The 26,081-nt window shown below is 69.6% G+C and carries 18 protein-coding genes; 5 read left to right on the top strand and 13 right to left on the bottom strand.

Annotated features, from left to right (window positions below):
* Positions 1 to 46 precede the first annotated feature (46 nt).
* From dxs to OG429_RS29195, 5 genes are all read right to left on the bottom strand, one after another.
* Positions 47 to 1,963, bottom strand: coding sequence for a 1-deoxy-D-xylulose-5-phosphate synthase (dxs, locus tag OG429_RS29215; protein ID WP_328928225.1), 1,917 nt, complete (start codon positions 1,961 to 1,963; stop codon positions 47 to 49).
* A 227-nt stretch (positions 1,964 to 2,190) separates the two neighbouring features.
* Complete coding sequence (locus OG429_RS29210; protein ID WP_405681334.1) at positions 2,191 to 3,480, bottom strand: sugar ABC transporter permease; 1,290 nt, start codon at positions 3,478 to 3,480, stop codon at positions 2,191 to 2,193.
* Positions 3,481 to 3,506: 26 nt separating this feature from the next.
* Complete coding sequence (locus OG429_RS29205; protein WP_328928224.1) at positions 3,507 to 4,295, bottom strand: ATP-binding cassette domain-containing protein; 789 nt, start codon at positions 4,293 to 4,295, stop codon at positions 3,507 to 3,509.
* Positions 4,296 to 4,451: 156 nt separating this feature from the next.
* A complete protein-coding gene (locus OG429_RS29200; RefSeq protein WP_328928223.1) occupies positions 4,452 to 5,558 on the bottom strand; it encodes a sugar ABC transporter substrate-binding protein in 1,107 nt (368 codons plus the stop codon).
* Positions 5,559 to 5,676: 118 nt separating this feature from the next.
* Complete coding sequence (locus OG429_RS29195) at positions 5,677 to 6,891, bottom strand: ROK family transcriptional regulator (protein ID WP_328928222.1); 1,215 nt, start codon at positions 6,889 to 6,891, stop codon at positions 5,677 to 5,679.
* A 558-nt stretch (positions 6,892 to 7,449) separates the two neighbouring features.
* On the opposite strand from OG429_RS29195, the gene OG429_RS29190 reads away from it, so the two are divergent.
* Positions 7,450 to 8,496 (top strand): HAD-IC family P-type ATPase, encoded by a 1,047-nt coding sequence (locus OG429_RS29190; protein ID WP_328928221.1) that lies wholly within the window; start codon positions 7,450 to 7,452, stop codon positions 8,494 to 8,496.
* A 469-nt stretch (positions 8,497 to 8,965) separates the two neighbouring features.
* Here OG429_RS29190 and OG429_RS29185 read toward each other — a convergent pair whose 3' ends face one another.
* The 5 genes from OG429_RS29185 to OG429_RS29165 all read right to left on the bottom strand — a co-directional run bounded on the left by OG429_RS29185 (position 8,966) and on the right by OG429_RS29165 (position 16,476).
* Entirely contained in the window at positions 8,966 to 9,901 is a 936-nt protein-coding gene (locus tag OG429_RS29185; RefSeq protein WP_328928220.1) for a carbohydrate ABC transporter permease, read from the bottom strand.
* 13 nt (positions 9,902 to 9,914) lie between these two features.
* Complete coding sequence (locus OG429_RS29180) at positions 9,915 to 10,859, bottom strand: carbohydrate ABC transporter permease (RefSeq protein WP_328928219.1); 945 nt, start codon at positions 10,857 to 10,859, stop codon at positions 9,915 to 9,917.
* Between the two features lie 19 nt (positions 10,860 to 10,878).
* Positions 10,879 to 12,303, bottom strand: a complete 1,425-nt coding sequence (ngcE, locus tag OG429_RS29175; protein ID WP_405681336.1) for an N-acetylglucosamine/diacetylchitobiose ABC transporter substrate-binding protein — start codon at positions 12,301 to 12,303, stop codon at positions 10,879 to 10,881.
* Between the two features lie 298 nt (positions 12,304 to 12,601).
* Positions 12,602 to 15,316, bottom strand: a complete 2,715-nt coding sequence (gene acnA / locus OG429_RS29170; protein ID WP_328928217.1) for an aconitate hydratase AcnA — start codon at positions 15,314 to 15,316, stop codon at positions 12,602 to 12,604.
* Positions 15,317 to 15,471: 155 nt separating this feature from the next.
* Entirely contained in the window at positions 15,472 to 16,476 is a 1,005-nt protein-coding gene (locus OG429_RS29165; protein ID WP_328928216.1) for a LacI family DNA-binding transcriptional regulator, read from the bottom strand.
* 84 nt (positions 16,477 to 16,560) lie between these two features.
* Here OG429_RS29165 and OG429_RS29160 point away from each other — a divergent pair, with 84 nt between their 5' ends.
* The gene (locus tag OG429_RS29160) at positions 16,561 to 18,462 is read left to right on the top strand and encodes an amidohydrolase (protein ID WP_328928215.1); all 1,902 of its coding nucleotides are present in this window, start codon (positions 16,561 to 16,563) and stop codon (positions 18,460 to 18,462) included.
* 99 nt (positions 18,463 to 18,561) lie between these two features.
* Here OG429_RS29160 and OG429_RS29155 read toward each other — a convergent pair whose 3' ends face one another.
* Complete coding sequence (locus tag OG429_RS29155; protein WP_328928214.1) at positions 18,562 to 19,425, bottom strand: haloalkane dehalogenase; 864 nt, start codon at positions 19,423 to 19,425, stop codon at positions 18,562 to 18,564.
* Between the two features lie 99 nt (positions 19,426 to 19,524).
* Between OG429_RS29155 and OG429_RS29150 the strand changes: the two genes are divergently transcribed.
* Both OG429_RS29150 and OG429_RS29145 read left to right on the top strand, forming a co-directional pair.
* On the top strand, positions 19,525 to 20,007 hold the full coding sequence (locus tag OG429_RS29150) for a MarR family winged helix-turn-helix transcriptional regulator (protein ID WP_328928213.1): 483 nt from the start codon (positions 19,525 to 19,527) through the stop codon (positions 20,005 to 20,007).
* Positions 20,008 to 20,064: 57 nt separating this feature from the next.
* The gene (locus tag OG429_RS29145; RefSeq protein WP_328928212.1) at positions 20,065 to 21,594 is read left to right on the top strand and encodes a helix-turn-helix domain-containing protein; all 1,530 of its coding nucleotides are present in this window, start codon (positions 20,065 to 20,067) and stop codon (positions 21,592 to 21,594) included.
* Between the two features lie 109 nt (positions 21,595 to 21,703).
* Here the strand turns inward: OG429_RS29145 and OG429_RS29140 are convergent, their stop codons facing one another.
* Positions 21,704 to 22,831 (bottom strand): MerR family transcriptional regulator, encoded by a 1,128-nt coding sequence (locus tag OG429_RS29140; protein WP_328928211.1) that lies wholly within the window; start codon positions 22,829 to 22,831, stop codon positions 21,704 to 21,706.
* A gap of 184 nt (positions 22,832 to 23,015) precedes the next feature.
* Here OG429_RS29140 and OG429_RS29135 point away from each other — a divergent pair, with 184 nt between their 5' ends.
* Entirely contained in the window at positions 23,016 to 24,413 is a 1,398-nt protein-coding gene (locus OG429_RS29135) for a cytochrome P450 (RefSeq protein WP_328928210.1), read from the top strand.
* On the opposite strand, the gene OG429_RS29130 is transcribed toward OG429_RS29135, so the two are convergent.
* A complete protein-coding gene (locus OG429_RS29130) occupies positions 24,343 to 26,031 on the bottom strand; it encodes an MFS transporter (protein ID WP_328928209.1) in 1,689 nt (562 codons plus the stop codon). The two genes, OG429_RS29135 and OG429_RS29130, sit on opposite strands and share 71 nt — an antisense overlap.
* Positions 26,032 to 26,081: the final 50 nt, after the last annotated feature.

Raw genomic sequence — 26,081 nt, 5'->3', positions numbered from 1 at the left:
GCCCGTGGCGTGCAACCGCGCGGCGATCCGGCCTGCGCTGTCCGGCCTAGTCGACGGCGGCGGCCGGCTCGCTGTCGAAGCGCCCGTCCAGCTTGGCCACGAGGCCGGTGACCTGCCGGGCGATGTCCGGAGCGGTCAGCCCGATCTCGGCCATGACCTCCTTGCGGGAGGCGTGGTCCAGGAAGCGCTGCGGGATGCCGAAGTCGCGCAGCGGTACGTCGACCCCCGCGTCCCGGAGCGCCTGCGAGACGGCGGAGCCCACGCCGCCGGTACGGCCGTTGTCCTCGACGGTGACGACCACGCGGTGGCGGTCGGCGAGCGGGGCCAGGGCCTCGTCCACGGGCTTGACCCAGCGGGGGTCCACGACGGTGGTGGTGATGCCCTGCTTGTCGAGCAGGTTCGCGATCTCCAGGCACATCGGGGCCAGCGCGCCGACGGAGACCAGGAGTACGTCCGGCCTGGTGACTTCGGGAGCCGGGGTGCGCAGCACGTCCATGCCGCCGATCCGGCCGACGGCCGGGACGGCCGGGCCGACGACGCCCTTGGAGTAGCGCACGACGGTCGGCGCGTCCTTGACCAGGACGGCCTCGCGCAGCTGGGCGCGCAGCTGCTCGGCGTCGCGCGGGGCGGCGAGCCGCAGACCGGGTACGACCTGCATGATCGACATGTCCCACATGCCGTTGTGGGAGGCGCCGTCGGTGCCGGTGACACCGGCGCGGTCCAGGACGAAGGTGACCCCGCACTTGTGCAGGGCGACGTCCATCAGGACCTGGTCGAAGGCGCGGTTGAGGAAGGTGGCGTACACCGCGAAGACCGGGTGGGCGCCGCCGGTCGCCAGGCCCGCCGCCGAAGTGGCGCCGTGCTGCTCGGCGATGCCGACGTCGAAGATCCGGTCGGGGTAGGCGTCCGCGAACTTCTTCAGGCCGACCGGCTGGAGCATGGCCGCGGTGATGGCGACGATGTCCCCCCGCTCCTTGCCGAGCTTGACCATCTCGTCGGCGAAGACGGAGGTCCAGCTGGCGGCGTCGGTGCTGACCGGCAGGCCGGTGTCCGGGTGGATCACGCCGACCGCGTGGAAGCGGTCCGCCTCGTCCTGGACGGCCGGCTCGTAGCCCCGGCCCTTCTGGGTGAGGCAGTGCACGATGACCGGACCGCTGAAGCGCTTGGCGCGCTGCAGGGCGGACTCCAGGGCCTCGATGTCGTGGCCGTCGATGGGGCCGATGTACTTCAGGCCCAGGTCCTCGAACATGCCCTGCGGGGCGATGAAGTCCTTGAGGCCCTTCTTGGCGCCGTGCAGGGTCTCGTAGAGCGGCTTGCCCACGACGGGGGTGCGCTCCAGGAGGTCCTTGCCGCGGGCCAGGAAGCGCTCGTAGCCGTCCGTGGTGCGCAGGGTCGCCAGGTGGTTCGCGAGGCCGCCGATGGTGGGGCCGTACGAGCGCTCGTTGTCGTTGACGACGATGACCAGGGGGCGGTCCTTGGCGGCGGCGATGTTGTTCAGCGCCTCCCAGGCCATGCCGCCGGTCAGCGCGCCGTCGCCGATGACGGCGGCGACGTGGTGGTCCTCGCGGCCTAGCACCTCGTTGGCCTTGGCGATGCCGTCGGCCCAGCCGAGCACGGTGGAGGCGTGCGAGTTCTCGATCACGTCGTGGTCGGACTCGGCGCGCGAGGGGTAGCCGGAGAGGCCGCCCTTGGAGCGCAGGTTGCCGAAGTCCTGACGGCCGGTGAGCAGCTTGTGGACGTAGGCCTGGTGGCCGGTGTCGAAGAGGACCTTGTCCTTGGGCGAGTCGAAGACCCGGTGCAGGGCGATCGTCAGTTCGACCACCCCGAGGTTGGGGCCGAGGTGCCCGCCGGTCTTGGAGACGGCGTCGACGAGGAAGGACCTGATCTCGGCGGCGAGCTGGTTGAGCTCCTCCTGGCTGAGCAGGTCCAGATCGCGCGGTCCCTTGATGCGGGGCAGCAGCACCCGAGCCTCCTTGCAGTTGCTTGCTGGTCCGACGAGTCTAATGTTCCGCTCGCGGGTGCGGTCATCGGGCCGCCCCCGTGAGTCACACCTTTGTCATACATGAACACACCATCGCGTGGTCACACATCACAAACAGGCGTATACCCGCACAGGCGTACGCACATATGTACGCACGGATGCCCGGCACCACACGAAGTGGCGCCGGGCATTGTGACGGGTCTTACCGCTTAGGCACGTCCGGCCGTCTTCTGGGTCTTGCGCGTGACCGAGTCGATCACCACGGTGGCCAGCAGTACGGCACCCGTGATCATGTACTGGATCGGAGTCGCGATTCCCTCCAGGGCCAGACCGTACTGGATCGAGACGATGACCATGACGCCGAGGAGGGCGTTCCAGGTCCGGCCCCGGCCACCGAAGAGGCTGGTGCCGCCGATGACGGCCGCCGCGATCACGTTCATCAGCAGGTCGCCGGCGCCGGCGCTCTGGTTGGCCGCCGCGATCTTGGAGGCCCAGAACAGGCCGCCGATGGCCGCGAAGGTGCTGGAGATCGCGAAGACCGTGATCCGGATCCGGGTGACGTTGATGCCCGCGCGGCGGGAGGCCTCGACGCTGCCGCCCAGTGCGAAAACGTTTCGCCCGAAGGTCGTGCGGCGCAGCAGGAAGTCCGTGACGACCAGGGCCAGCAGGAAGAGCACCACCGCGAGCGGCAGGCCCTTGTACTGGTTGAACAGCACGGCGGGACCGAACGCGCACAGTGCGAGCAGGCCGGTGCGCAGCAGGATCTCGGTGAGCGGCCGGGACGGCATCCCGGCTGCCTCGCGGCGCCTCGCGTCGAGGAAGGCCGCGACGAAGTAGCCGGCCACCGCGAGCGCGGCCAGCCCGTAGGCGACGGCCACGTCCGAGAAGAAGTACGTGGTCAGCTGGCCGACCACGCCATCGGAGTCGATGTTGATCGTGCCGTTGCTGCCGAGGATCTGCAGCATCGCGCCGAGCCAGAAGAGCAGGCCCGACAGGGTGACGGCGAAGGCCGGGGCGCCGACCTTGGCGAAGAAGAAGCCGTGGATGCAGCCGATCAGGGCGCCGCCGACGATGGCCAGGAGGATGGCCAGCCATTCGTTCACGCCGTGGGTGACGGCGAGGACGGCGACGATCGCGCCCGAGACACCGCTGACCGAGCCGACCGAGAGGTCGATCTCGCCGAGCAGCAGCACGAAGATGATGCCGATGGCGATCATGCCGGTGCCGGTCATCGTGATCGCGATGTTGGTCAGGTTCTCCGGGGAGAGGAAGTTCGAGTTCAGCCCCTGGAAGATCGACCAGATGACGATCAGGCCGATGACGACCGGGAGGGAGCCCAGATCGCCGGCCTTCATCTTGCGCTTGAACTCGCCCACGTACCCGGCGAGGCCCTCTTCCCTGACGAGCAGGCGGGGGTCAACGGCCGGGATCGCGTCGTGCGCGGCCGCGGGGTTGACCGGGTCGATGTGCTCCTGCTGGTCGACGGGGCCTTTGCCCAGTGGACCGGTGGCAGGGTTCTTGGTGCTCACTTGCCGGCCTCCGAGGTGCGGGCCGCCCGGCGGGTCACGGCGTTGTCCGTGGCACCGGTGATGGCGGAGATGATCTCTTCCTGCGAGGTGTCGGCGACGTTGAAGACACCGTTGTTGCGGCCTAGCCGCAGGACCGCCACCTTGTCGGCGACGGCCTTCACATCGGCCATGTTGTGGCTGATGAGGATGACGGCGTGGCCGCGCTCGCGCAGCCGCTCCACCAGGTCGAGCACCTGTGCGGTCTGCTCGACGCCGAGGGCGGCGGTGGGCTCGTCGAGGATGACGAGCTGGGGCTCGCCCAGCATGGAGCGGGCGATCGCCACGGTCTGGCGCTGACCGCCCGAGAGCGAGGCGATGGGGATACGGACGCTGGGGATCCGGATGGACAGGGTGGTCAGGAGCTCGCGGGCGCGCCGCTCCATCTCCACCTCGTCGAGGACGCCGTGGCGCTTGAGCTCGCGGCCGAGGAAGAGGTTGCCGACGACATCGATGTTGTCGCACAGCGCCAGGTCCTGGTAGACCGTCGCGATGCCCAGGTTCTGGGCGTCATGGGGCTTGCCGATGGAGACCGGACGGCCCTCCCACTCGATGACGCCGTCATCGATGGGGTGCACGCCGGCGATCGTCTTGACCAGCGTGGACTTTCCGGCACCGTTGTCGCCGACCAGGGCGACCACTTCACCGGAGTGGATCTCGAGTTCTACGTCGGTCAGGGCCTGAACGGCGCCGAACCGCTTCGAGACCCCTCGCAACGCCAGCACGGGCGCAGCGGACACATGAACCATCTCCTTCGCCGCCTGACCGGCGGGGATGTCGTGCAAAAGAGCAGGAGCGGGGCGAATGGGGGAACGTTTCTGCCCGGCGCCCCGCCAGTGGCGGGGAATGGGGGCGGGGCGCCGGTCAGGCACGGGGGCCGCCTCGCGAGGAGGCGGCGGGGGCCGCTACTTCAGGCCGAGGGAGGCGCAGGCCGCCGCGTACTTGTCGGTGCAGATCTCGGCGACCGTGTAGACGCCGTCCTTGACGACGGTGTCCTTGATGTTGCCCTTGGTGAGCGAGACGACCGGGATCAGCACGGAGGCGACACCCTTGGCGGTCGGGCTGTCGACCGTGGAGGTGCCGCCGGCCTTCTCGCCCTTGGCGAGGGCGACGGCCATCTTCGCGGCGGCCTCGGCCTCGGGGGCGTACGGCTTGTAAACGCTCATGAACTGCTCGCCCGCGACGATGCGCTGGACACCGGCGAGTTCGGCGTCCTGGCCGGTGACCGGCGGCAGGGGGGAGACGCCGGCACCCTTGAGGGCCGTGATGATGCCGCCCGCCATGCCGTCGTTGGCGGAGTAGACGCCGACGACCTTGTCCTTGCCGAGCGCGGAGAGCGCGGCCGCCATGTTGGTGTTGGCGTTCTCCGGCTTCCACTCGACCGTGTCGTACTCCTTGCCGACGTTCACCTTGCCGTCGAGGACGGAGTGCGCACCGGACTTGAAGAGCTTGGCGTTCGGGTCGGTGACCGAGCCGTTCATCATGACGATCTGGCCGTCCTTGGCCTTGTCGCCCAGCGCCTCCAGCAGCGCCTTGCCCTGAACCTTGCCGACCTCTTCGTTGTCGAAGGAGGTGTAGGCGTCGATCGGGCCCTCGGCGAGACGGTCGTAGGCGACGACCGGGATGCCGGCCTCCTTCGCCTTCTTGACCGAGCCGGCAATGGCCTTGGAGTCCACCGCGTCGACGATCAGGACGTCCACCTTGTTGGTGATCATCGTGTCGACCTGCGAGTTCTGCGTGGTGGCGTCCTGCTTGGCGTTCGCGTAGACGACCTCGCCCTTGCCGCCGGTGAGCTCGGCGACCTTCTTCTCGATGAGCGGCTTGTCGAACTTCTCGTAGCGCGCAGTCTGGTTCTCCGGCAGGAGCAGGCCGACCTTGATCGCGTCGCCCTTGGCGGCGCCGGACTCCTTGGTCTTGTCGCCGGCCTCCTTGGCGCTGCCACAGGCGGCGAGGGAAACGGCCATGGCGCCGGCGGCAACGGCTACTGCGGTTCTGCGCATACGCGTGTTCATTACTTGAACCTCCCTGACGAGGCCGCAGCACTGCGGCCGAGGTGGATGTGAGTCAACCCCGGCCGCAAGTTTGCCGTCAAGGAGTGAATCCTTAACGAGATGACAACGGTGCCATCCGTTATCTAACTGAAGACATGGCGGCTGAAGCGCGCACTCCACTTCCATGATCCGACAAAAGTGTCGAATCGCCCATTTCACTGAGCACAAGAGCTAGTGCGCCGAGCACCTCGGCCCGCCCGCCCAGGGACCCGGTCAGCACCGACAACTGGCGGGCCGCGCTCGGGATCGCGTACCTCCCGACCGATTCGCGGATGGGCGCCAGGACGAGTTCGCCCGCCTCCGCGAGCGAGCCGCCCAGGACCACCCGGCTCGGGTTCAGGAGGTTGCACAGACTGGCCACGCCGCTGCCGACGTGGCGGCCCACGTCAGTGATGACGCGGCGGCAGCCCGGGTCCCCGTCGCGGGCCAGTTCGACCACCCGCTCCATCGTCAACTCCGGTCCGTGGCTGCCCTGGAGCAGCGGGAGCACGTACCGGGCCGCGGCGAAGGTCTCCAGGCAGCCGCGGTTACCGCAGCGGCACACCGGACCCGATTCGTCCAGGGTGATGTGCCCGATCTCGCCGGCCGTGCCGCCGGGGCCGCGGTAGATCTGGCCGTTGATCACCAGTCCCGCGCCGACGCCGCTGGCGACCTTGATGTAGGCGAGGTCCTTTACTCCCCGCCCGCTCCCCCAGACGAGTTCACCGAGGGCCCCGAGGTTCGCGTCGTTGTCCACGTACACGGGTACGCCGAGGCGCTGCGAGAGTTCCTGGCGGGGGTTGATGCCGGCCCAGCCCGGGAGGATCGCGGTCGACCCCAGGGTCCCGGACTCCACGTCGATCGGGCCGGGGACGCCGAGGCCGACGCCGATGGCCTTGTCCAGGCTCACCCCGATGCCCGCGATCAACCGTCCGACCAGCGCTTCCGCCCGGTCGAAGCCCTCCACCCAGGAGGCGTCCACGTCGAGCGGCTCAGCCTCCTCCGCCAGCACCTGGTGGGCCAGGTTCCCGACCGCCACCCGCAGGTGGGTATGGCCGAAGTCCACACCGATCACGATGCCCGCATCGCCGCTGAGCGACACGCTGCGGGCCCGCCGGCCGCCCGCCGAGGTGTCGGTGACCTCGACGGTCCCGCCGTCCTTGAGCTCGCGGACGATGTTGGAGACCGTGGCCGCCGACAGTCCGGTGGCGCGGGCGATCTCCGCCTGGGTCAGCGAACCCGCGAGCCGCACCGCCCGCACGACCCGTTCGAGATTCGCGCGATGTAGCGAAGACTGCGATCCGGGCGTCTGCACGACTCATCCACTCCTGCCCATAAGCGACGGCCAGCCGTCGCCCCCCGGCCGGGGAAACGTCGCAGAAGCTCTCGCTCCGAGACCCCGGCGTCTCTCCAACTTGTGAACCTTAAGTCGAGCCTTTGTCCCTCGACACGTCAAGAGGCTGACACGGCACGAACCGGCAACTACTGGCCATAAGGGGGAGAGAACGGTCGCCCGGATCGTGCTACGGTCGCTGAGGCGCCGGTCCTCTGCGGCCTTTCCGGCCGGACCGCGCCTGCAATGACAGTGCGATGCGAGGAGGTGTTCGGGATGAGTCCCGATCGAAGTCCTTGCCGCGCTCTCGCTCTCGTCGGCTGACCCGCTGACCGGTCGGCCTTTCCCTGAGCACGCACGGCTGCGGTCACCTGCTGTGTCCGTGCGCTTCCGCGTTTCCCTTTCCTTCCGCATGTCCTGACCCTTCTGTCAGGCATACGTCATCCATGCCCCCGGCGCATCCCGTGGCCCGTCCGCGGCACCCCGCGCCGTCCAATGATCACTCCACGTGACCGCCCGGCTTCGCGCTGCCCGGACACCGTGGAGGGAGGTATTCGTCATGACCATGCTCACCCCTCGTACCCCCGCGAAGCTCGCGCCGCCGGGCCGGTCCCGCCGCGAGCGGGCCGCCGCCGAGCTGGAGTCCCGTACCCGGATCGTCTCGGCGCCGACATCGACGCCTTCGACGACACGGCGCTGCGCGCGCTGGCCGCCCGTACGACCGTCTTCGCCAAGGTCAACCCGGTCCAGAAGGCCCGGATCGTACGGGCCCTGCAGGCCGAAGGCCACACCGTCGGGTTCCTCGGGGACGGCATCAACGACGCGGCCGCGCTGCGCGACGCCGACGTCGGCATCTCGGTCGACACCGCCGTGGACATCACCAAGGAGTCGGCGGACATCATCCTGCTGGAGAAGGACCTCACCGTCCTGGAGCAGGGCGTGATCCAGGGCCGGACCACCTTCGGCAACACGATCAAGTACATCAAGATGACGGCGTCGTCGAACTTCGGCAATGTCTTCTCGGTGCTGGTGGCGAGCGCCTTCATTCCCTTCCAGCCGATGCTGGCGATCATGCTGCTCGTGCAGAACCTGGTCTACGACATCTCCCAGCTGGCCACGCCGTGGGACCGGATGGACGAGGAGTACCTGCGCAAGCCGCGCAACTGGGACGCCAAGGGCATCTTCCGCTTCATGGTGACGATCGGCCCCGTCAGCTCCGTCTTCGACATCTCGATGTTCCTGATCATGTGGAACGTCTTCGCCGCCGACAGCGAGGCGAGCCAGTCCCTCTTCCAGTCCGGCTGGTTCATCGAGGGCCTGCTCTCGCAGACCCTGATCGTCCACATGATCCGTACCCGGAAGATCCCCTTCATCCAGTCCCGCGCCTCCTGGCCGGTGATGGTGATGACCGTCCTCGCGGTGCTGACCGGGCTGTACCTGCCGTTCTCCCCGCTGGCCGCCTCGCTGGGCTTCGTGGCCCTGCCGGCGAGCTACTTCCCGTGGCTGATCGGCGTGCTCCTCGCGTACTGCACGCTCACGCAGGTCGTGAAGACCTGGTACATCCGCAAGTTCAACACCTGGCTTTGACGCGATTCCCCGCGGCACGGCCCGGGATTCCCGCCACGGCTGACTGGCCGTCCGGGTGGCTTCCTGCTTCACCGCGCTGTGCCTGGGTCTTCACCTCGGCGCCCTCGGGTTCACCACCGGCCTGCTGCCCACGTACGAACCGCCGGCGATCGGTCCGGCGACCCTGCCCGGCGGCCAGGCCGACCGCCGGGCGGGACACCGACCTTCACCTGTGACGGCCGGGGCACGGCCTTGGACGTCGGCACGCACCCGCCCCGACGACCACCCCAGCGGCCCGTCGCGGCAGTGCACGGGCTCCGGCACCTGGTCGTAGGCGCCCGGCCGGGACGCCTGGCCCCATGGGGTCCGCGCCCCCATCCCGGGGTGCTTCTGGCCGGCGTGGAGCGTCGGCGGCACCGACCGGCAGCCCTGGATCCTCCAGAACGTCGGTCACCCGGGTTCCGGCAGCCGACGGCTCCTAACGCCGGGGCTACTTGAGGGTGGCGGAGGTCAGGCCGGCCTGGATCTGGCGCTGGAAGGAGAGGTAGACCGCCAGCATGGGGATGATGGCGATGGTGGCGCCGGCGAACAGCACCGGCAGGTCCGTCTCGTAGCCCATCTGGTACTGGAGCTGGATGAGCCCCTGCGTGAGCATGTAGCGCTCGGGCTCGCCGCTCGTCTGCGGCTGCATCAGCACGGCGGGCAGGATGTACTGGTTCCACTGGCCCAGGACGTTGAAGATCCCCACGCTGATCAGGCCGGGCTTGGCCATGGGCAGCATCACCTGGAAGAAGATCCGGGTGTCGGAGGCCCCGTCGATGACCGCCGCCTCGTGTATCGCCGTGGGCAGCGTCCGGAAGAAGGAGTGCATGAAGAAGACGGTGAACGGCATCGAGTAGGCGACGTACACCAGGATCAGGCCCTGGTAGGTGTTCAGCATGTCGAAGCGCTTGACCATGAAGAAGAGCGGTACGAGCGCCAGGAACACCGGGAACATCGCCCCGCTGACGAAGAAGTAGTAGATGACCCGGTTGCCCGTGAAGGGGTAGCGGGCGAGTACGTACGCGGCCATCGAGCCGAGCAGCATGGTCAGCGGGACCGAGAACACCAGCACGATGAGGGTGTTGGCGAAGTAGCCGCCGATGCCCTTCTCCCAGGCCCGGCCGAAGGCGTCGAAGTGCCAGTTCGAGGGCCAGCTCAGGGCCGAGCCGCCGATCTGCGCGTCCGTCTTGAAGGAGCCGAGCGCGAGCCAGATCAGGGGCAGCACGATCATTATCGCCCAGAGGACGAGGAAGCCGTGCGAGAAGACGTTGAGGACCATGCCCTCGGAGCGCCGCCCGTCCCGATCCCCCGTCCGGCCTGTCTTGCCCGACCGCTCCGCGGCAGCTTCGCCCGGAGCCTTGATCACTGTGGACTGTGCAGCCATCGTGGGACTCCGCTCAGAACTCGATGCGCTCGCGGCGGGTGGCGCGCAGCGTGATGATGGAGAGGATCATGGTCAGGGCGAGCATGACCACGCCCATGGCGCAGGCGTAGCCGCTCTTGCCGAAGTACAGGAAGTTGCGCATCAGCACCGTCGACATGACCTCGCTGTGGTGGTCGGGTCCGCCGCCGAACTGTTGCGAGGTCATGGTCGACACCAGGACGAACATGTCCATCGCGGCGATGCCCAGATAGACCGCGGAGGTCTGCACAGAATCCCACAGCAGCGGCAGGGTGACCCGGAAGAAGGTCTGGGCGCGCCCGGCGCCGTCGAGCAGCGCCGCCTCGTAGATGTCCTTGGGGACGGACTGCATGGCCGCGGAGAAGAGGACGAGGTAGAAGCCGACTCCGTGCCAGACGACGACGAACAGCAGGCACCAGAGGACGAGGTCGGGCTCGTTGAGCCATTCGACGGGGTGCTCCGCGTCGATCAGGCCGAGCTGGGTGAGGAAGCCGTTGAGCAGGCCGCCCTCGTCGCTCCGGTAGATCGCTCCGAAGAGCACGGCGAGGATGGCGAGGGAGAGCACCTGCGGGAAGAAGTAGACGATCTTGTAGACCCGCGAGCCGCCGACGCCCCGCACTCCGCCGGCCCCGCTGCGTCCTCCCGCGTTCACCATGAAGGCGAAGAAGAGGGCGAGCAGGATGGTGATGACCGGGACGAACACCAGGAGCAGCAGGTTGTGCCCGAGGGCGCCGCGGAAGACCTCGTCCTTCAGCAACGAAGCGTAGTTGTCCAGGCCGACGAAGTCGAACGTCGGGGACTGGCCGCTCCAGTTGGTGAAGGAGTAGCCGAACGTCTGTACGTACGGCCAGATGACGAAGGTCAGGTACAGCGCGAGGGGCGCGACGAGGAAGCCGGCGATGAAACCGGCCCGCCCCTTGCTCTGGGCTACATGGCTCATGGTGTCCGTCCCTGCGGTGTCAGGAGCGCTTGTTGTTCTTGGCGTTCGGGTCCTTGGCCGCCTTGTCTACCGCAGCCTGGGCCCGCTTGATCCACTCCTTTGGCTGGATCCGCTGGGCCATCAGCTCATTGGACGCGTTCTGGATCTCGGTGTCCATCTCGCTGTACCAGTCGGGGTAGCGGTAGCTGAAAGTGTTGCTCCCCGCGGCCTTGAGCGCCTCCACGGCCGACTGGGTGCCCGGCCGCAGCTTGACGCCCGGGTCCACGCCGTCCTTGACGACGGTGAGCGAGTTGGCCTGCTGGGCGAAGATCGTCGACCATTCGCGGGACAGCATCGAGCGGAGGAACTCCATGCCCGCGGCCTTGTTGGCGGCCTTCTCCGGGACGATGAAGGGCTCGTCGACACCGGCCCGGATGGCCTCGAAGGGCAGCTTGCTGTCGGCGAGCAGCGGCATCGGCAGGAACTTCATGTCGAAGTCCTCCGGGGTCTGCTTCAGCTGTTCGTTCTCCAGCCAGGAGCCGGAGGGGATGAAGGCGGCCTTGTACTGGTTCCAGGCGGTCTGGGACTCCGTGTGGGTGAGGCCGTTGGTGCCCGGCATCAGCAGGCCCTTCTCGACCACCTCGTAGACCGCCTCGACCGCGGCGAGGGCGGCCGGGTTGCCCTCGAAGGCGTTCGGCTCCAGGTTGTCGATCGCCTTCATGGCCTCCAGACCGCCCTTCTTGGCGATCAGGTCCATGATGACGACGTTGATGTAGTACGGGAACTTGCCCTGGTGGGCGAGGCCGCCGATGCCGGCTTCCTTGGCCTTGGTGCAGACGGCCAGGAACTCGTCCCAGGTCTTCGGCGGCGCCCAGCCCTTCTCCTTGAAGAGCTTGCCGGAGTACCAGAAGCCGAACACGGCGTAGACGTACTTCAGCACGACGAACTTGCCGCCCTGCAGGCCCTGTTCGTAGGCGCCTTCGACCAGGGTGTCGCGCACCTTCTTGGTCGGGTCGTCGAGCGAGGGCGCGTCGAGCACGGCGGTGAGGTCGGCGAGCTGGTCGCCCTTGGCGAGCACGTCCAGCTTGATCTGCTGGGCGCCGGAGTCGTCGACGACGTCCGGCGGGTTGCCGCCGTTGAAGCGCGGCTGGAGCTTCGCGGTGATCTCCTGGGTGCCCAGGTGGGAGCTGGTGGTGCCCCACTTCTTGTCGAAGGCGGCCTCCCAGGCCTTCGCGTAGTCGTCGCCGAACCCGCCCTTGAAGACGACGACGTCCAGCTTGCCGCCCTTCGCGACGCCGAACGGGTTCTCCTTGGTCACGGCGCCCTTGTCGGGGCCCTTCGTGGACTCCTCACCCCCTGAGGCGCAGGCGGACAGGAAGCTCATCGTCGGCACCGTGATCAGTCCGAGTGCTGCGGAGCGCTTGATCAGATCACGGCGCCCGAGGCCCTCACCAGTGGATCCCATGCTCATGTCCTCGCCTTCGTCAGAGGTGTGAAGGAAGCCGGGGAATCACGGCGTCGCCGTGCATGCGGACATCACCGCAGGTCCCCGCCCGCCCCCCGGTCCGGAGTCGATCGACTCGCGGTGATCCGGACGGGCACAGGTATAGTCCACTTCCGCTCGTGTGAGCAAGATCATGCACACGTATGGCCGTCGGCTTTTCCGAGTTGAGACCTGTCCGTCACCTGGGACGGCCGCCCGGACAAGCGGAAGGGCCGTACCCCCTTGACGGGGATACGGCCCTTTGGTGCCGATGGCGTGCTTAGCCGCGGATCAGGTTGCGGAGCACGTACTGCATGATGCCGCCGTTGCGGTAGTAGTCCGCCTCACCCGGCGTGTCGATGCGGACGACCGCGTCGAACTCCACACCGGTGTCGGTGGACACCTTGACGGTGCGCGGGGTGGTGCCGTTGTTCAGCTCCTCCACACCGGTGAAGGCGAAGGTCTCCTCGCCGGTGAGGCCCAGGGAAGCCGCCGTGGCGCCCTCGGGGAACTGCAGGGGCAGGACGCCCATGCCGATCAGGTTGGAGCGGTGGATGCGCTCGTAGGACTCGGCGATGACGGCCTTGACGCCGAGCAGCGCGGTGCCCTTGGCGGCCCAGTCGCGGGACGAGCCCGAGCCGTACTCCTTGCCCGCCAGGATGACCAGCGGGATGCCGGCGGCCTGGTAGTTCTGGGAGGCGTCGTAGATGAAGGAGACCGGCGCGCCGTCGACGGTGAAGTCGCGGGTGAAGCCGCCCTCGGTGCCCGGCGCGATCTGGTTGCGCAGGCGGATGTTGGCGAACGTACCGCGGATCATGACCTCGTGGTTGCCGCGGCGGGAACCGTACGAGTTGAAGTCGCGGCGCTCGACGCCGTGCTCGGTGAGGTACTTGCCGGCCGGGGTGTCGGCCTTGATCGCACCGGCCGGGGAGATGTGGTCGGTGGTGACCGAGTCGCCCAGCTTCGCCAGCACGCGGGCGCCGGCGATGTCGGAGACCGGGGTGGTCTCCATCGTCATGCCCTCGAAGTAAGGGGGCTTGCGCACGTAGGTGGACTGCGGGTCCCACTCGAAGGTGTTGCCGGTCGGGATCGACAGCGCCTGCCACTGGGCGTCGCCCGCGAAGACGTCCTTGTAGGACTTGTTGAACATGTCCTCGCCGATGGCGTTCGCCACGACGTCGTTGACCTCGGCCTCGGACGGCCAGATGTCCGCGAGGAAGACCGGCTTGCCCTCGGTGTCGATGCCGATGGCGTCCTTGGTGATGTCCACCTTCATGGAGCCCGCGATGGCGTACGCGACGACCAGCGGCGGGGAGGCCAGGTAGTTCATCTTGACGTCGGGGTTGATGCGGCCCTCGAAGTTGCGGTTGCCCGAGAGGACCGAGGTGACCGCGAGGTCGTGCTCGTTGATCGCCTTCGAGATCTCCTCGTCCAGCGGACCGGAGTTGCCGATGCAGGTGGTGCAGCCGTACCCGACGAGGTTGAAGCCCATCTTGTCGAGGTACGGGGTCAGGCCGGCCTTGTCGAAGTAGTCGGTGACGACCTTCGAGCCCGGGGCCAGGGTGGTCTTGACCCACGGCTTGCGGGACAGGCCCTTCTCGACCGCCTTCTTCGCCACGAGGGCCGCGGCCACCATGACGTAGGGGTTCGAGGTGTTGGTGCAGGAGGTGATCGCGGCGACGGTGACGGCGCCGTGGTCGATCTCGAAGGAGGAGCCGTCGGCCAGGGTGACCAGGGTCGGGCGGGTCGGCACGCCGTTGACGGCGGCCGGGGCGTCGGAGGCCGGGAAGGACTCCTTGCCCGCCTCGTCGTCGTCCTCGACGTAGTTGCGCACGTCCTGCGCGAACTGCTCGGCGGCGTTGGCCAGGACGATGCGGTCCTGCGGGCGCTTCGGGCCGGCGATGGAGGGGACGACCGTGGAGAGGTCGAGCTCCAGCTTCTCGGAGAAGTCGGGCTCGGCGGCCGGGTCCAGCCACAGACCCTGCTCCTTGGCGTACGCCTCGACGAGCGCGACCTGCTGGGCGTCGCGGCCGGTCAGGCGCAGGTACTTCAGGGTCTCGTCGTCGATCGGGAAGATCGCGGCGGTGGAGCCGAACTCCGGCGACATGTTGCCGATGGTGGCGCGGTTCGCCAGCGAGGTGGCGGCGACGCCCTCACCGTAGAACTCGACGAACTTGCCGACGACACCGTGCTTGCGCAGCATCTCGGTGATGGTCAGCACCAGGTCGGTGGCGGTGGTGCCGGTGGGCAGCTCGCCGGTCAGCTTGAAGCCGACGACGCGCGGGATCAGCATGGAGACCGGCTGGCCGAGCATCGCGGCCTCGGCCTCGATGCCGCCGACGCCCCAGCCCAGCACGCCCAGGCCGTTGACCATGGTGGTGTGCGAGTCGGTGCCGACGAGGGTGTCGGGGTAGGCCACACCGTTACGGACCATGACCGTGCGGGCCAGGTGCTCGATGTTGACCTGGTGGACGATGCCGGTGCCCGGGGGGACGACCTTGAACTCGTCGAAGGCGGTCTGGCCCCAGCGCAGGAACTGGTAGCGCTCCTTGTTGCGGCCGTACTCCAGCTCCACGTTCTGGGCGAACGCGTCGTTGGTGCCGAACTTGTCGGCGATGACCGAGTGGTCGATGACCAGCTCGGCCGGGGCCAGCGGGTTGATCTTGGACGGGTCGCCGCCGAGGGCCTTGACGGCCTCACGCATGGTGGCGAGGTCCACGACACACGGGACACCGGTGAAGTCCTGCATGATCACGCGGGCCGGCGTGAACTGGATCTCCTCGCTGGGCTGGGCCTGCGAGTCCCAGTTGCCGAGCGACCGGATGTGGTCGGCGGTGATGTTCGCGCCGTCCTCGGTACGGAGCAGGTTCTCCAGCAGCACCTTCAGGCTGTAGGGAAGGCGGGCGGAGCCCTCAACCTTGTCCAGCCGGAAGATCTCGTACGACTCGTCGCCCACCTGCAGCGTGCTGCGGGCGTCGAAGCTGTTCGCCGACACGACAGTCTCCTTCATGCATGAATTTCGCGCGTATGACCGCATCCTGCCGCCACGCCCCTTGGCCAATCCGCTAAGGTAAGACTAAGTTAGGTAACCCTTACCAGCGGGGGCGGCTGCGGTACGCCTTCGGCAGATATCTCGATGTCGAGATAACTCTAGTACATGTCCGGGGGCAGGGACGAGGCACGTACCTGTAGGCCCGCCGGGACAGTGCGCTGTCCCGGGGGTTCCGCATACCCGGATTCGATCAGTGTGACCAGCGCGGACATCGCCGACTCGGCAATCCGTTCGGGGTTGAGGGTGACGGTGGTCACGGGCGGTTCGAACTCCCCGTACGCCGGGTCCTCGCTCGCGCATACCAGCAAGAGGCCTCCGGGCGTACGGATTCCATGGCGCGCGGCGGCTGCCAGCACCTGGCGGCCGCCCGGATCGTAGAGGGAGTAGACGGCGTCGGGGCGGCCGGGCGCGGCGAAGGCCCGGTCGAAGGCATGGCCCTGGTCGTCCTCGGGGTGGAAGGGGATCACCAGCGGGGGCAGACCGCGCTCCGCGCACCATTGTTCGTAGGCGGAGGTGACGGCCCTCGTGTAGAACTCCCGGCCGAAGCCGGAATGCAGGGCTGTGCGCCGGGCTCCGGACGCGGCGAGGTGGTCGAGCACCGCGCGGGTGGTGGCCTCGTGGTCGTTGTCCACCCACACGTCGTCGGGCCGGGGCTCGGCGGGCCGCCCGTCGAAGACCACGGGCAGACCGCGCGCCCGCATGGCCCGGAGCACCGGATCGCCTTCCGGGCTGTCGAGGAGCAGCATCCCGTCGACCGCCAGGGTGTGCCACAGGGGCTCGGCGCCGCGGTCCGCGGGCAGGCTGATCAGGGCGTAGCCGTGGGAGTGGGCCGCGGAGGTGGCGGCGGTGAGCAGCCGGGAGAAGTACGCGACGCCCGCGAAGTCCCAGGTCCAGTCGGCGTAGGTGGTGACGGCGAGGCCGAGGGTGCGGGTGCGGGGGCCGCGGTGGGCGCCGTAGCCGAGTGCGGCGGCCACCTCCCGGACCCGGCGGCGGGTGCCGTCGCCGAGGCGGCCGGTGCCGTTGAGGGCGTGCGAGACCGTCGCCGTGGAGACCTCCGCGGCGCGCGCGATATCGGCGATCGTCGGTCCGGGCACGCGGGCCATCGTACGGATTCCGTCGTCCGGGGTGGGTTCCGGTTACGGGGTTAACCAAAGAGTGTCCTGGCCACATCGACGATCGGAGTGGTCATGACGTCTTCTTCCCTGTCCCGGCGGGGCCTGCTCGCGGCGGCCGGGGCCGCCGGCGCGGCGGGTCTGCTCGGCGCGGCGGCCGGCAACGCCTCGGCGGCTCCTTCGGGGCGCGGCCCGGCGGCCCTGGTCATCCACAACGCGCGGGTGTTCAGCGGGGCCGGGTCGGGCCGGCCGGCCGAGGCGGTGGCCGTCGGCCGGGACGGGAGGATCCTGGCCACCGGGGAGAACGCGGCGCTGCGCCGGTTCATCGGCCGGGACACCGAGACGGTCGACGCGGGCGGCAACACCGTGATGAGCGGCATCCACGACGGGCACGTGCACCCGCTGGGCGCCGCGGACCGCTCGCTGCGGCCCTCGCTGGACGGGGCGGAGACCACCGTGGAGGAGCTGCGGGAGATCCTCGGCGGGTTCCTGGCCGACTCCGGGGGCGCGGCGGCGGAGCCGGACCGCTGGCTGGTGGTGGAGGACTGGAATCCGGTCGGGCTGCTGCCGGCGGGGACCGAGGCGCACCACTCGGTGCTGGACGCGCTGGCGACCCGCCGCCCGATCGTCCTGGTCGGCGGCGACGGGCACAACCTGTGGGCGAACCAGCGGGCGCTGGACATCGCCGGGATCAGGGCCGACACCCCGGACCCGGTGGGCGGCAAGGTCGTGAAGGGGCCGGACGGGCAGCCGACGGGCGTGCTCAAGGACGACGCACAGGGCCTGGTGAAACGGCACGTCCCGGAGCCCTCCCGGGCCGAACTGGTCGCGGCCTGTGCCCGGGTGCTGGAGCTGGCCGCCGCGTCCGGCATCACGACGATGATGGACGCCCTGGTCGGGCGGCACGAACTGGAGCTCTACCAGGCCCTGGCGGGCGCGGGGAAGCTGCCGCAGCGGATCGTGCCGGCGATCCGGCTGGACGCCGGGCAGGCCAAGGACCCGGCGGGCGCGCTGGAGTACGCGCGCGGCCTGCGGCGGGATTTCGAGGGCGTGCGCGGGCTCCGCTTCGGGATGATCAAGGCGTTCCTGGACGGGGTGATCGAGTACCCGGCGCAGACGGCCGCGCTCCTGGAGCCGTACCTCGACGGCAAGGGCGCCCCGACGGACAACCGGGGCGAGCTGTACACCTCGGCGGCGGACTACGGCCGACTGACCGCGGCCTTCAACACCGCCGGCTGGCAGATGCACGCCCACGGGCTGGGGGACCGTGCGGTACGGACGGCGCTCGACGGGTACGCGTACGCGCGCCGTGCCACCGGGCAGCGCGACCCGCGCAACGCCGTCGCCCACCTCCAGATCGTGGACCCGGCCGACCTGCGGCGGTTCGCCCAGTTGGGTGTCGCGGCCTGCATGCAGCTCCAGTGGGCGGCGCGGGACATCTGGACGATGGAGGCACTGCTGCCGTACATCGGGCCCGAGCGGCACCGCTGGATGTACCCGGCGCGCAGCCTGGAGAAGGCGGGCGCGCGGCTGACCGGCGGTTCCGACTGGCCGGTGGACGCGCTCCAGGTGTGGAACCAGCTGCGGACGGCGATCGACCGGCAGGGCGCGCAGGGCGAGGGCGAGCTGTACCGCGAGCTGGAGGGCCTGAGCCGTACGTCCGCCCTGCGGATGCACACGGCCGGCACGGCCTGGCAGCTGCGCCAGGAGGGGCTGACGGGCACGGTGGAGCAGGGCAAGGCCGCGGATCTGGTGGTGCTGGACCGGGATGTGACCCGTTGTCCGGTGGCCGACATCAGCGGTACCGGGGTGCGGATGACCCTGGTCGGCGGCCGGGTGGTGCACGACTCGGAGTCCGCGGCGGGCCGGGCGGCTTCGGCGCGGGCCGCGCGGGCGGGATCCGGACCGCGCCCGGCCTCGTACGCGGCGGTGCACGGCGGACGCCACCGGGCGTGCGGGTGCGGCGGCGGGGCCTGAGCCCCGGGCCCGGCCCGGGCCCGAGCCGGGTCTGAACCGGGCGTGAGCCGGGTCTGAACCGGGCGTGAGCCGGGTCCGAACCGGGCGTGAGCCGGGCCGTCAGCCGAGGAGGTCGTGCCGCCGGGCCCAGGAGCTGACGGCGGCGGCGATCTCCTCGGGCCGGTCCTCCGGGGCGAGGTGGGCGGCCGGGCCGCAGTACTCGGTCTCCAGTGCGGAAACGTTCTCCGCGCACCACGCCGCCTGCTCGGCCTTGATCATCAGGGCGGGCGAGCCGTCGAAGGTGAGCAGCAGCTTGGGCACCTCCGGGCTGGCGGCCAGCCAGGCGTCGTACGCCTCGACGACGGCGAGCACGTCGGCCGGCTGCCCGTCGATCGGCAGTGAGCAGGCCCACCGGAGCATGGGCAGCCGGCTCTCGCGGGTCGGGTAGGGCGCGGCGTAGACGGCGCGGTCCGCCTCGCTCATCGGGTTCAGCACCGTCTGCCTGATGCTGTCCTCGATGAAGATGTTCCGGTCCAGGACCATCTCCTCCCCCACCCCCGGGGTACGTATCGCCTCGAACCGGGCGCGGCCGGCGGGCGGGTACTCCGCCCAGCTGAGCGGCCGCACGATGGTCTCCATGAAGGCGAGGCCGCGGACCCGGCCGGGGTGCCGGGCCGCCCAGTCGAAGGCGAGCGCCCCGCCCCAGTCCTGGCCGACCAGCACCACCTCGTCGAGTCCGAGAGCCTCGAACCAGGCGTCCAGGTAGCGGGCGTGGTCCGCGAACCGGTACTCCCCGCCCGGCTTGCCGGAGCGGCCCATGCCGATGAGGTCGGGGGCCAGGACCCGGACCCCGCCCTCGATCCGCGGCAGCACGCCCCGCCACAGGTGGGAGGAGGCGGGGTTGCCGTGGAGGAAGACGAATGGAACGCCTTCGCCGCGGTCCTCGTAGTACATCGTCGAGTCGAGTACGTCGGTCACGGGCATGGGAGGCCCCCTTCGAGAATCGTTCGGATGACTAACGTTGGTGACACGAACGAAGTTATACCGTTAGTGCCACTAACGCAACGGATAACATCGGCTCCCATGACCACGGAAGAGAACGAAGCCGTGCCCGCCCGGCTGCGCAAGCTGCCCAGCCGACTGCTGGGGCAGGCCTCGGCGCACGCGCAGCGACTGGTGACCGAGAGCCTGAGCGGAGCAGATGCGCATAAATGGCATTACGCGGCGCTGGTCGCCCTGGAGGAGTCGGGGCCGGTGAGCCAGGCCGCGTTGAGCACCCGTACCGGCATCCACCGCAGCGACCTCGTCGCCGTCATCAACGAGCTCGCCGAGCGCGACCTGGTGGAACGGGCCCCCGACCCCGGGGACCGCCGGCGCAATGTCGTCACCCTGACACCGCTCGGCCGGCGCCGACTGCGCAAACTGGAACAACTGCTCGAAACGGCCCAGAAGGAACTCCTGTCCCCCCTGTCCGCACAAGAGCGCGACCAGCTGGTCCGGCTCCTCTGCCGGCTCGTCGAGCACCACACCACCACCGGCCCCACCATGGGACCTGACGGTCGATAACACCCGAACAGCCCACCCCGCGCGATCAACATCTCATATCTGAGATACGGTGCAGCCATGGCAGACGACTACCTCGTACGCATCGGCAAGCTCATCCGTGACGCCCGGCAACACCGGGGCTGGACGCAGAGTCAGCTCGCGGACGCCCTCGGCACCAGCCAGAGCGCCGTGAACCGGATCGAGCGCGGCAACCAGAACATCAGCCTTGAGATGATCGCCCGCATCGGGGAAGCCCTCGACAGCGAGATCGTGTCTCTCGGCTACGCCGGCCCGATGCATCTGCGCGTCGTCGGCGGCCGCCGGCTGTCCGGTGCGATCGACGTCAAGACGAGCAAGAACGCCTGTGTCGCCCTGCTGTGCGCCTCTCTGCTCAACAAGGGCCGTACGGTGCTGAGGCGGGTGGCCCGCATCGAGGAGGTCTACCGCCTCCTGGAAGTCCTGAACTCCATCGGTGTCCGCACTCGCTGGATCAACGACGGCGTGGACCTGGAGCTGATCCCGCCGGCCCGCCTCGACATGGAGGCCATGGACGCGGACGCGGCCCGCCGGACCCGGAGCATCATCATGTTCCTGGGCCCCCTGCTGCACCGCATGGACCACTTCCGCCTCCCGTACGCGGGTGGCTGCGACCTCGGCACCCGGACCATCGAGCCGCACATGATCGCCCTGCGCCGCTTCGGCCTGGACATCACCGCGACCGAGGGCATCTACCACGCACAGGTCGCGGCCGGGGTCTCCCCGGACCGCCCGATCGTGCTGACCGAGCGCGGGGACACGGTCACCGAGAACGCGCTCCTGGCCGCCGCCCGGCACGACGGCGTCACGGTCATCCGCAACGCCTCGTCCAACTACATGGTCCAGGACCTGTGCTTCTTCCTGGAGGCGCTGGGCGTGAAGGTGGAGGGCATCGGCACCACCACCCTCACCGTCCACGGCATCCCGAACATCGACGTGGACGTGGACTACTCCCCCTCCGAGGACCCGGTCGAGGCGATGAGCCTGCTGGCCGCCGCGGTCGTCACGGAGTCGGAGCTGACGATCCGCCGGGTCCCGATCGAGTTCATGGAGATCGAGCTCGCGGTCCTGGAGGAGATGGGCCTCGACCACGACCGCTCGGCGGAGTACACGGCCGACAACGGCCGCACCCGCCTGGTCGACCTGACGGTCCGCCCCTCCAAGCTCGAAGCCCCGATCGACAAGATCCACCCGATGCCGTTCCCCGGGCTGAACATCGACAACGTCCCGTTCTTCGCGGCCATCGCCGCCGTCGCCCAGGGCCAGACCCTGATCCACGACTGGGTCTACGACAACCGGGCCATCTACCTGACCGACCTCAACCGCCTCGGCGGCCGCCTCCAGCTCCTGGACCCCCACCGCGTCCTGGTCGAGGGCCCCACCCGCTGGCGCGCGGCGGAGATGATGTGCCCGCCGGCCCTGCGCCCGGCGGTGGTGGTCCTCCTCGCGATGATGGCGGCCGAGGGCACCTCGGTGCTCCGCAACGTCTACGTCATCAACCGCGGCTACGAGGAACTGGCCGAGCGCCTCAACTCGGTGGGCGCCCAGATCGAGATCTTCCGCGACATCTAGCGGGAACAGCGGTCCCGAGCCCCGTCACTCGTCCCGGCGAGTGACGGGGGCTCGGCGTTTCACGCACGCCGCAGGGTGGCCTTGTTGCTGCGTGCTCGCGCGCGATGGTTCAGGCCACGAGGAGGCGGAGGCCGAGCTCCGCCGCGTCGAGGGCGACGAGGTCGCGGTTGCGTTCGGCCCACCGGCCTGAGGAGAGGTCGTCGCGGAGTCTGCCCACTGCTCGCCGCTCGGCCTGCGGCCCGACTCTGGTCCATACCGATACCGCGCGGCGCACATGTTCGTCCAGGTACGCCTCGGGCCGGCGCCAGTGCGCCTCGAAGAAGCCGTCAGCGCAGTCCCACGGGATGAGCACCGGCTCCGCGCGGCCCCCGATCGCGCGGGTCAGGTCGGCCAGTGAGGGCCAGCCGACGAGAAGGTCGGCGAACTCGGGCAGGTAGTCGCGGGTGAGCCAGAACCGCTCACGCCAGCCGGTGTCACAGGCGTCGTACGTGAACACCACCACGCGGCGGGCCACGCGCCGCATCTCGCGCAACCCGGCGACCGGGTCCGGCCAGTGATGAACGGTGCTGACCGCCATCGCGGCGTCGAAGGACCGGTCCGCGAACGGGAGGCTCTCCGCACTGGCGGCCACGCACCGCGCCGCGCCCGCGGGACGCTGTGCCCGCATGACCGCCGACGGTTCCACCGCCGTCACGTCGCGGTCGGGGGGCTCGTAGGAGCCGGTGCCGGCCCCGACGTTCAGGACCGTCCGCGCGTCCCCGAGCGCATCCCAGATCCGCGCGGCGATCCGCGGCTCGGTGCGCCGCGTCGCCGGGTAAGCGGACCCGATGGCCTCGTACAACTGCGCGCCGAACACCTTCAGTTGTTCCTCCGGTGTCGTCCTGATCCCCATCGCCCGTGCCTCCAGTTCCCTGTCTATGGCCATCAACGTGGCGGCAGCGCGGTCGCGTTGTTCCAGCAGCAGGCCGCGCAGCCGGTGCAGGTGCGCGACCGCGTCGGTGGCCGGGTCGTCGACCAGGTCCGCGATCTCGCGCAATCCGAAGCCCAGCCGCCGGTAGGCGAGCACCTCCCGCAGTCGCTCCACGTCACCCGCCGAGTAGGCCCGGTACCCGGCCGCGGTCCGCGCGGACGGCTGCACGAGGCCGATCTCGTCGTAGTAGTGCAGGGTGCGGACGCTCACGCCGGCCAGGGCGGCCACACGTCCCACGGTCAGGTGCTCTTCCACGTCACCGACCATGCGGCATGACGCCACGTGAGGGTCAAGCGCTTCGCTCCTCGCCCCGGCTCCGACGTCCTGAACCGGCCCCGGCCCGTACGCAGACCGGCCGGCGTCGGTATTCGGCCTGAGGTGCTGGGATCCTCGCCAGGAAAGGGTGGGGACCGGCAGAATCGGGCCGTCGGTACGGAGCTAAGGGGCGGCCATGGCGGTTGGTACGAGCGCGGGTGTCGGTGCAGGGGTTCCCGCGCTGGCGGGGCTGCCGCTGCTGGGATCGCTCTTCGACCTGAAGTCCGACTCCCTCGGCACCTATCTGCGCGCCCAGCACCTGCACGGGGACGTCGTACGGATCACCGCCGGGCCGCCCGGGCTGCGGGCCGAGCTGTACTGCGTCTTCTCCGCCGAGGGCGCCCAGCAGGTGCTCGCCTCGGAATCGGCCAACTTCCGCAAGGACAACCCCTTCTACCAGGAGGTTCGCGACTCCTTCGGCAACGGCCTGCTGACCAGCCAGGACGAGGACTACCTGCGCCAGCGCCGGCTGGTCCAGCCGCTGTTCACGCGGCGCCGGGTGGACGGCTACGCGGGGGCCGTCGCCGCCGAGACCGAGGCGGTCCTCGCCGCCTGGCAGGAGGCCCCCGGCGGGATCGTCGACGTCTCCGACCAGATGATGCACCTGGCCCTGCGCGCGGTCGCCCGGATCCTCTTCGGCACCGACGTGGAGGCCACCGTCGACGTCGTCGACCGGTGTTTTCCGGTCATCACCGACTACGTCCTGCGGCGCGGCTACTCTCCCGCCAACATCCCGCGCAGCTGGCCGACACCGGCCAACAAGCGGGCGGCCGCCGCGATGGACGAGCTCTACGCGGTCTGCGACAAGATCATCGGCGAGCGGCGCGCCGACCCCGCGGACGGCCCGGGCGAGGACCTGCTCACGCTGCTCGCCGCCGCCAGGAGCCGCGACGACGGGGAGTTCGACGCCTCCGAACTCCGCGACCAGGTGCTGGTCTTCCTGCTCGCCGGGCACGAGACGACCGCCACCTCCCTCTCCTTCGCCCTGCACCTGCTGGCCCGCCACCCCGAGGAGCAGCAGCGGGCGTACGAGGAGATCAGCCGGGTGCTGGGCGACCGTACGCCCCGGGCCGCCGACCTCGACCGGCTCCCGTACCTCACCCAGGTCCTCAAGGAGGCGATGCGGCTCTACCCGGCCGCCCCGGTCATCGGCCGCAAGGCCGTCGCCGCCACCGAGGTCGGCGGGCACACCGTCCCCGCGGGCGCGGACGTGATTCTGGCGCCGTGGGTGACGCACCGCCATCCGCTCTACTGGCCGGATCCCGACCGCTTCGACCCCGAACGCTTCACCCCGGAGGCGGAGGCCGGCCGGCCGCGCTACGCCTGGTTCCCGTTCGGCGGCGGCCCGCGCGCCTGCATCGGGCAGCACTTCTCGATGCTGGAGTCGGTGATCGCGCTGGCGATGATCCTGCGCGCGTACGAGTTCGAGGCCGTGGACACCGACATCGCGGTCAGCGCGGGCATCACTCTGCGGACGGACGGCCCGGCGCGCTGCCGGGTCCGTCGCCGGGGCGGCCAGGGCCTGTCGGCCTAGGGGCTGCGGGCCTGCCGCTCTCCGCCTCCCCGCCCTCTTTCCCGCCCTGCATCCCGTCCTCCGTCCCGCCCTCCGTCTTCGCCGGCGCGTGGTTTCCCTGGAGCCGGGCCAGGTCCGAGGGCCGGACCTGGATGACGATCAGCGCGATCAGCGCACCGACCAGGGTGAACGCCGTCGCCACGACGAAGGCCTCACTGATGCCCGAGGTCAGCACCTGGTCGCTCCACGGCTTCGGGAACTGCCCGGTCCGCTGGAAGAAGGCCTTCTGTACGGGGCTGGCCGTGCGCAGGAAGTCCGGCACCTGATCCTTGGCCGCGTTGCGGCTGGCCGTGCCGAACACGGTCACCAGGATCGAGAGGCCGAGCGAACCGCCGACCTGCTGCATCGTGTTGAGCAGGCCGGACGCCGCACCCGACTCCCGGTCGGCGACGTTGGACAGGGCCATCAGTGTGAGCGAGACGAACTGCAGGCCCATGCCGAGGCCGAAGATCAGGAGGGGGCCGAAGATGCTGCCCAGGTACGTCGAGTCGATGTCGGTCTGCGTCAGCCAGGCGAGGCCCGTCGCCGAGCACAGCGCTCCGGTGACCATGAAGGGTTTCGGCCCGAACTTCGGCAGCAGCTGCGAGGTGATGCCGGCACCCACGGCGACCACCACGCTCACGGGCAGGAAGGCGAGGCCGGCCATCAGCGGGCTGAAGCCCAGCACGATCTGCACGAAGAGCGTCAGGAAGAAGAACATGCCGAAGATCGCGCAGGCGAGCATGAGCATGATCCCGTAGGTCCCGGCCCGGTTGCGGTCGGCGAACATGTGCAGCGGGGTGATCGGCTGCGGCGAGCGGCGCTCGTTGAGGATGAACAGGGTCAGCAGGGCCACGGCGGCGCCGAAGGCGGCGAGCGTGAAGGGGTCGGTCCACCCTTCCTGGGCGGCGCGGATGAACCCGTAGACGAGCGAGACCATGCCCAGGGTGGACAGCAGCGCGCCCGCGAGGTCGAAGTGCCCGGGGTGGCGCTGGGACTCGTGGATGACCTTCACTGCCATGACGGCTATCAGCACGGCGATCGGGACGTTGACGAAGAACACCCAGCGCCAGTTGAGCCATTCGACGAGGACGCCCCCCGCGAGCAGCCCGATCGCGCCGCCGCCGGCCGAGACCCCGGCGAACACGCCGAACGCCCGGTTACGGGCGGGGCCTTCGCGGAAGGTGGTGGTGATCAGCGCCAGGGCGGTCGGCGAGGCGATGGCGCCGCCGACACCCTGGAGGGCTCGGGATGCCATCAACTGACCCTCGTTCTGGGCGAGTCCACCGAGGAGGGAGGCAAGCCCGAAGAGCAGGACGCCGAAGATGAAGACGCGCTTGCGGCCGAGGATGTCGCCCGTGCGCCCACCGAGGAGCAGCAGACCGCCGAAGGCGAGCGTGTAGGCGTTGACGACCCAGGAGAGGCTCTCGGTGGAGAAGCCGAGGGCGGTCTGGATGTGCGGCAGCGCGATGTTCACGATGGTGATGTCGAGGACCACCATGAGCTGGCAGGAGGCGATCACGAACAGGGCGAGCCCGTTCCCGCTCCCTCGGACCTTGCCGTCGGTCCCGGTGCTGGTCGGCGTTGCGTTCGGGTCCACGCTGTCGACGCTATGCCCGCACCCCTGGGGTCACCACTCGAACGGCCTAG

It is taken from the genome of Streptomyces sp. NBC_00190, assembly GCF_036203305.1.
In the GTDB taxonomy this organism is placed as follows: Bacteria; Actinomycetota; Actinomycetes; order Streptomycetales; family Streptomycetaceae; genus Streptomyces.
This window is presented reverse-complemented; position numbering and strand designations above follow the sequence as displayed.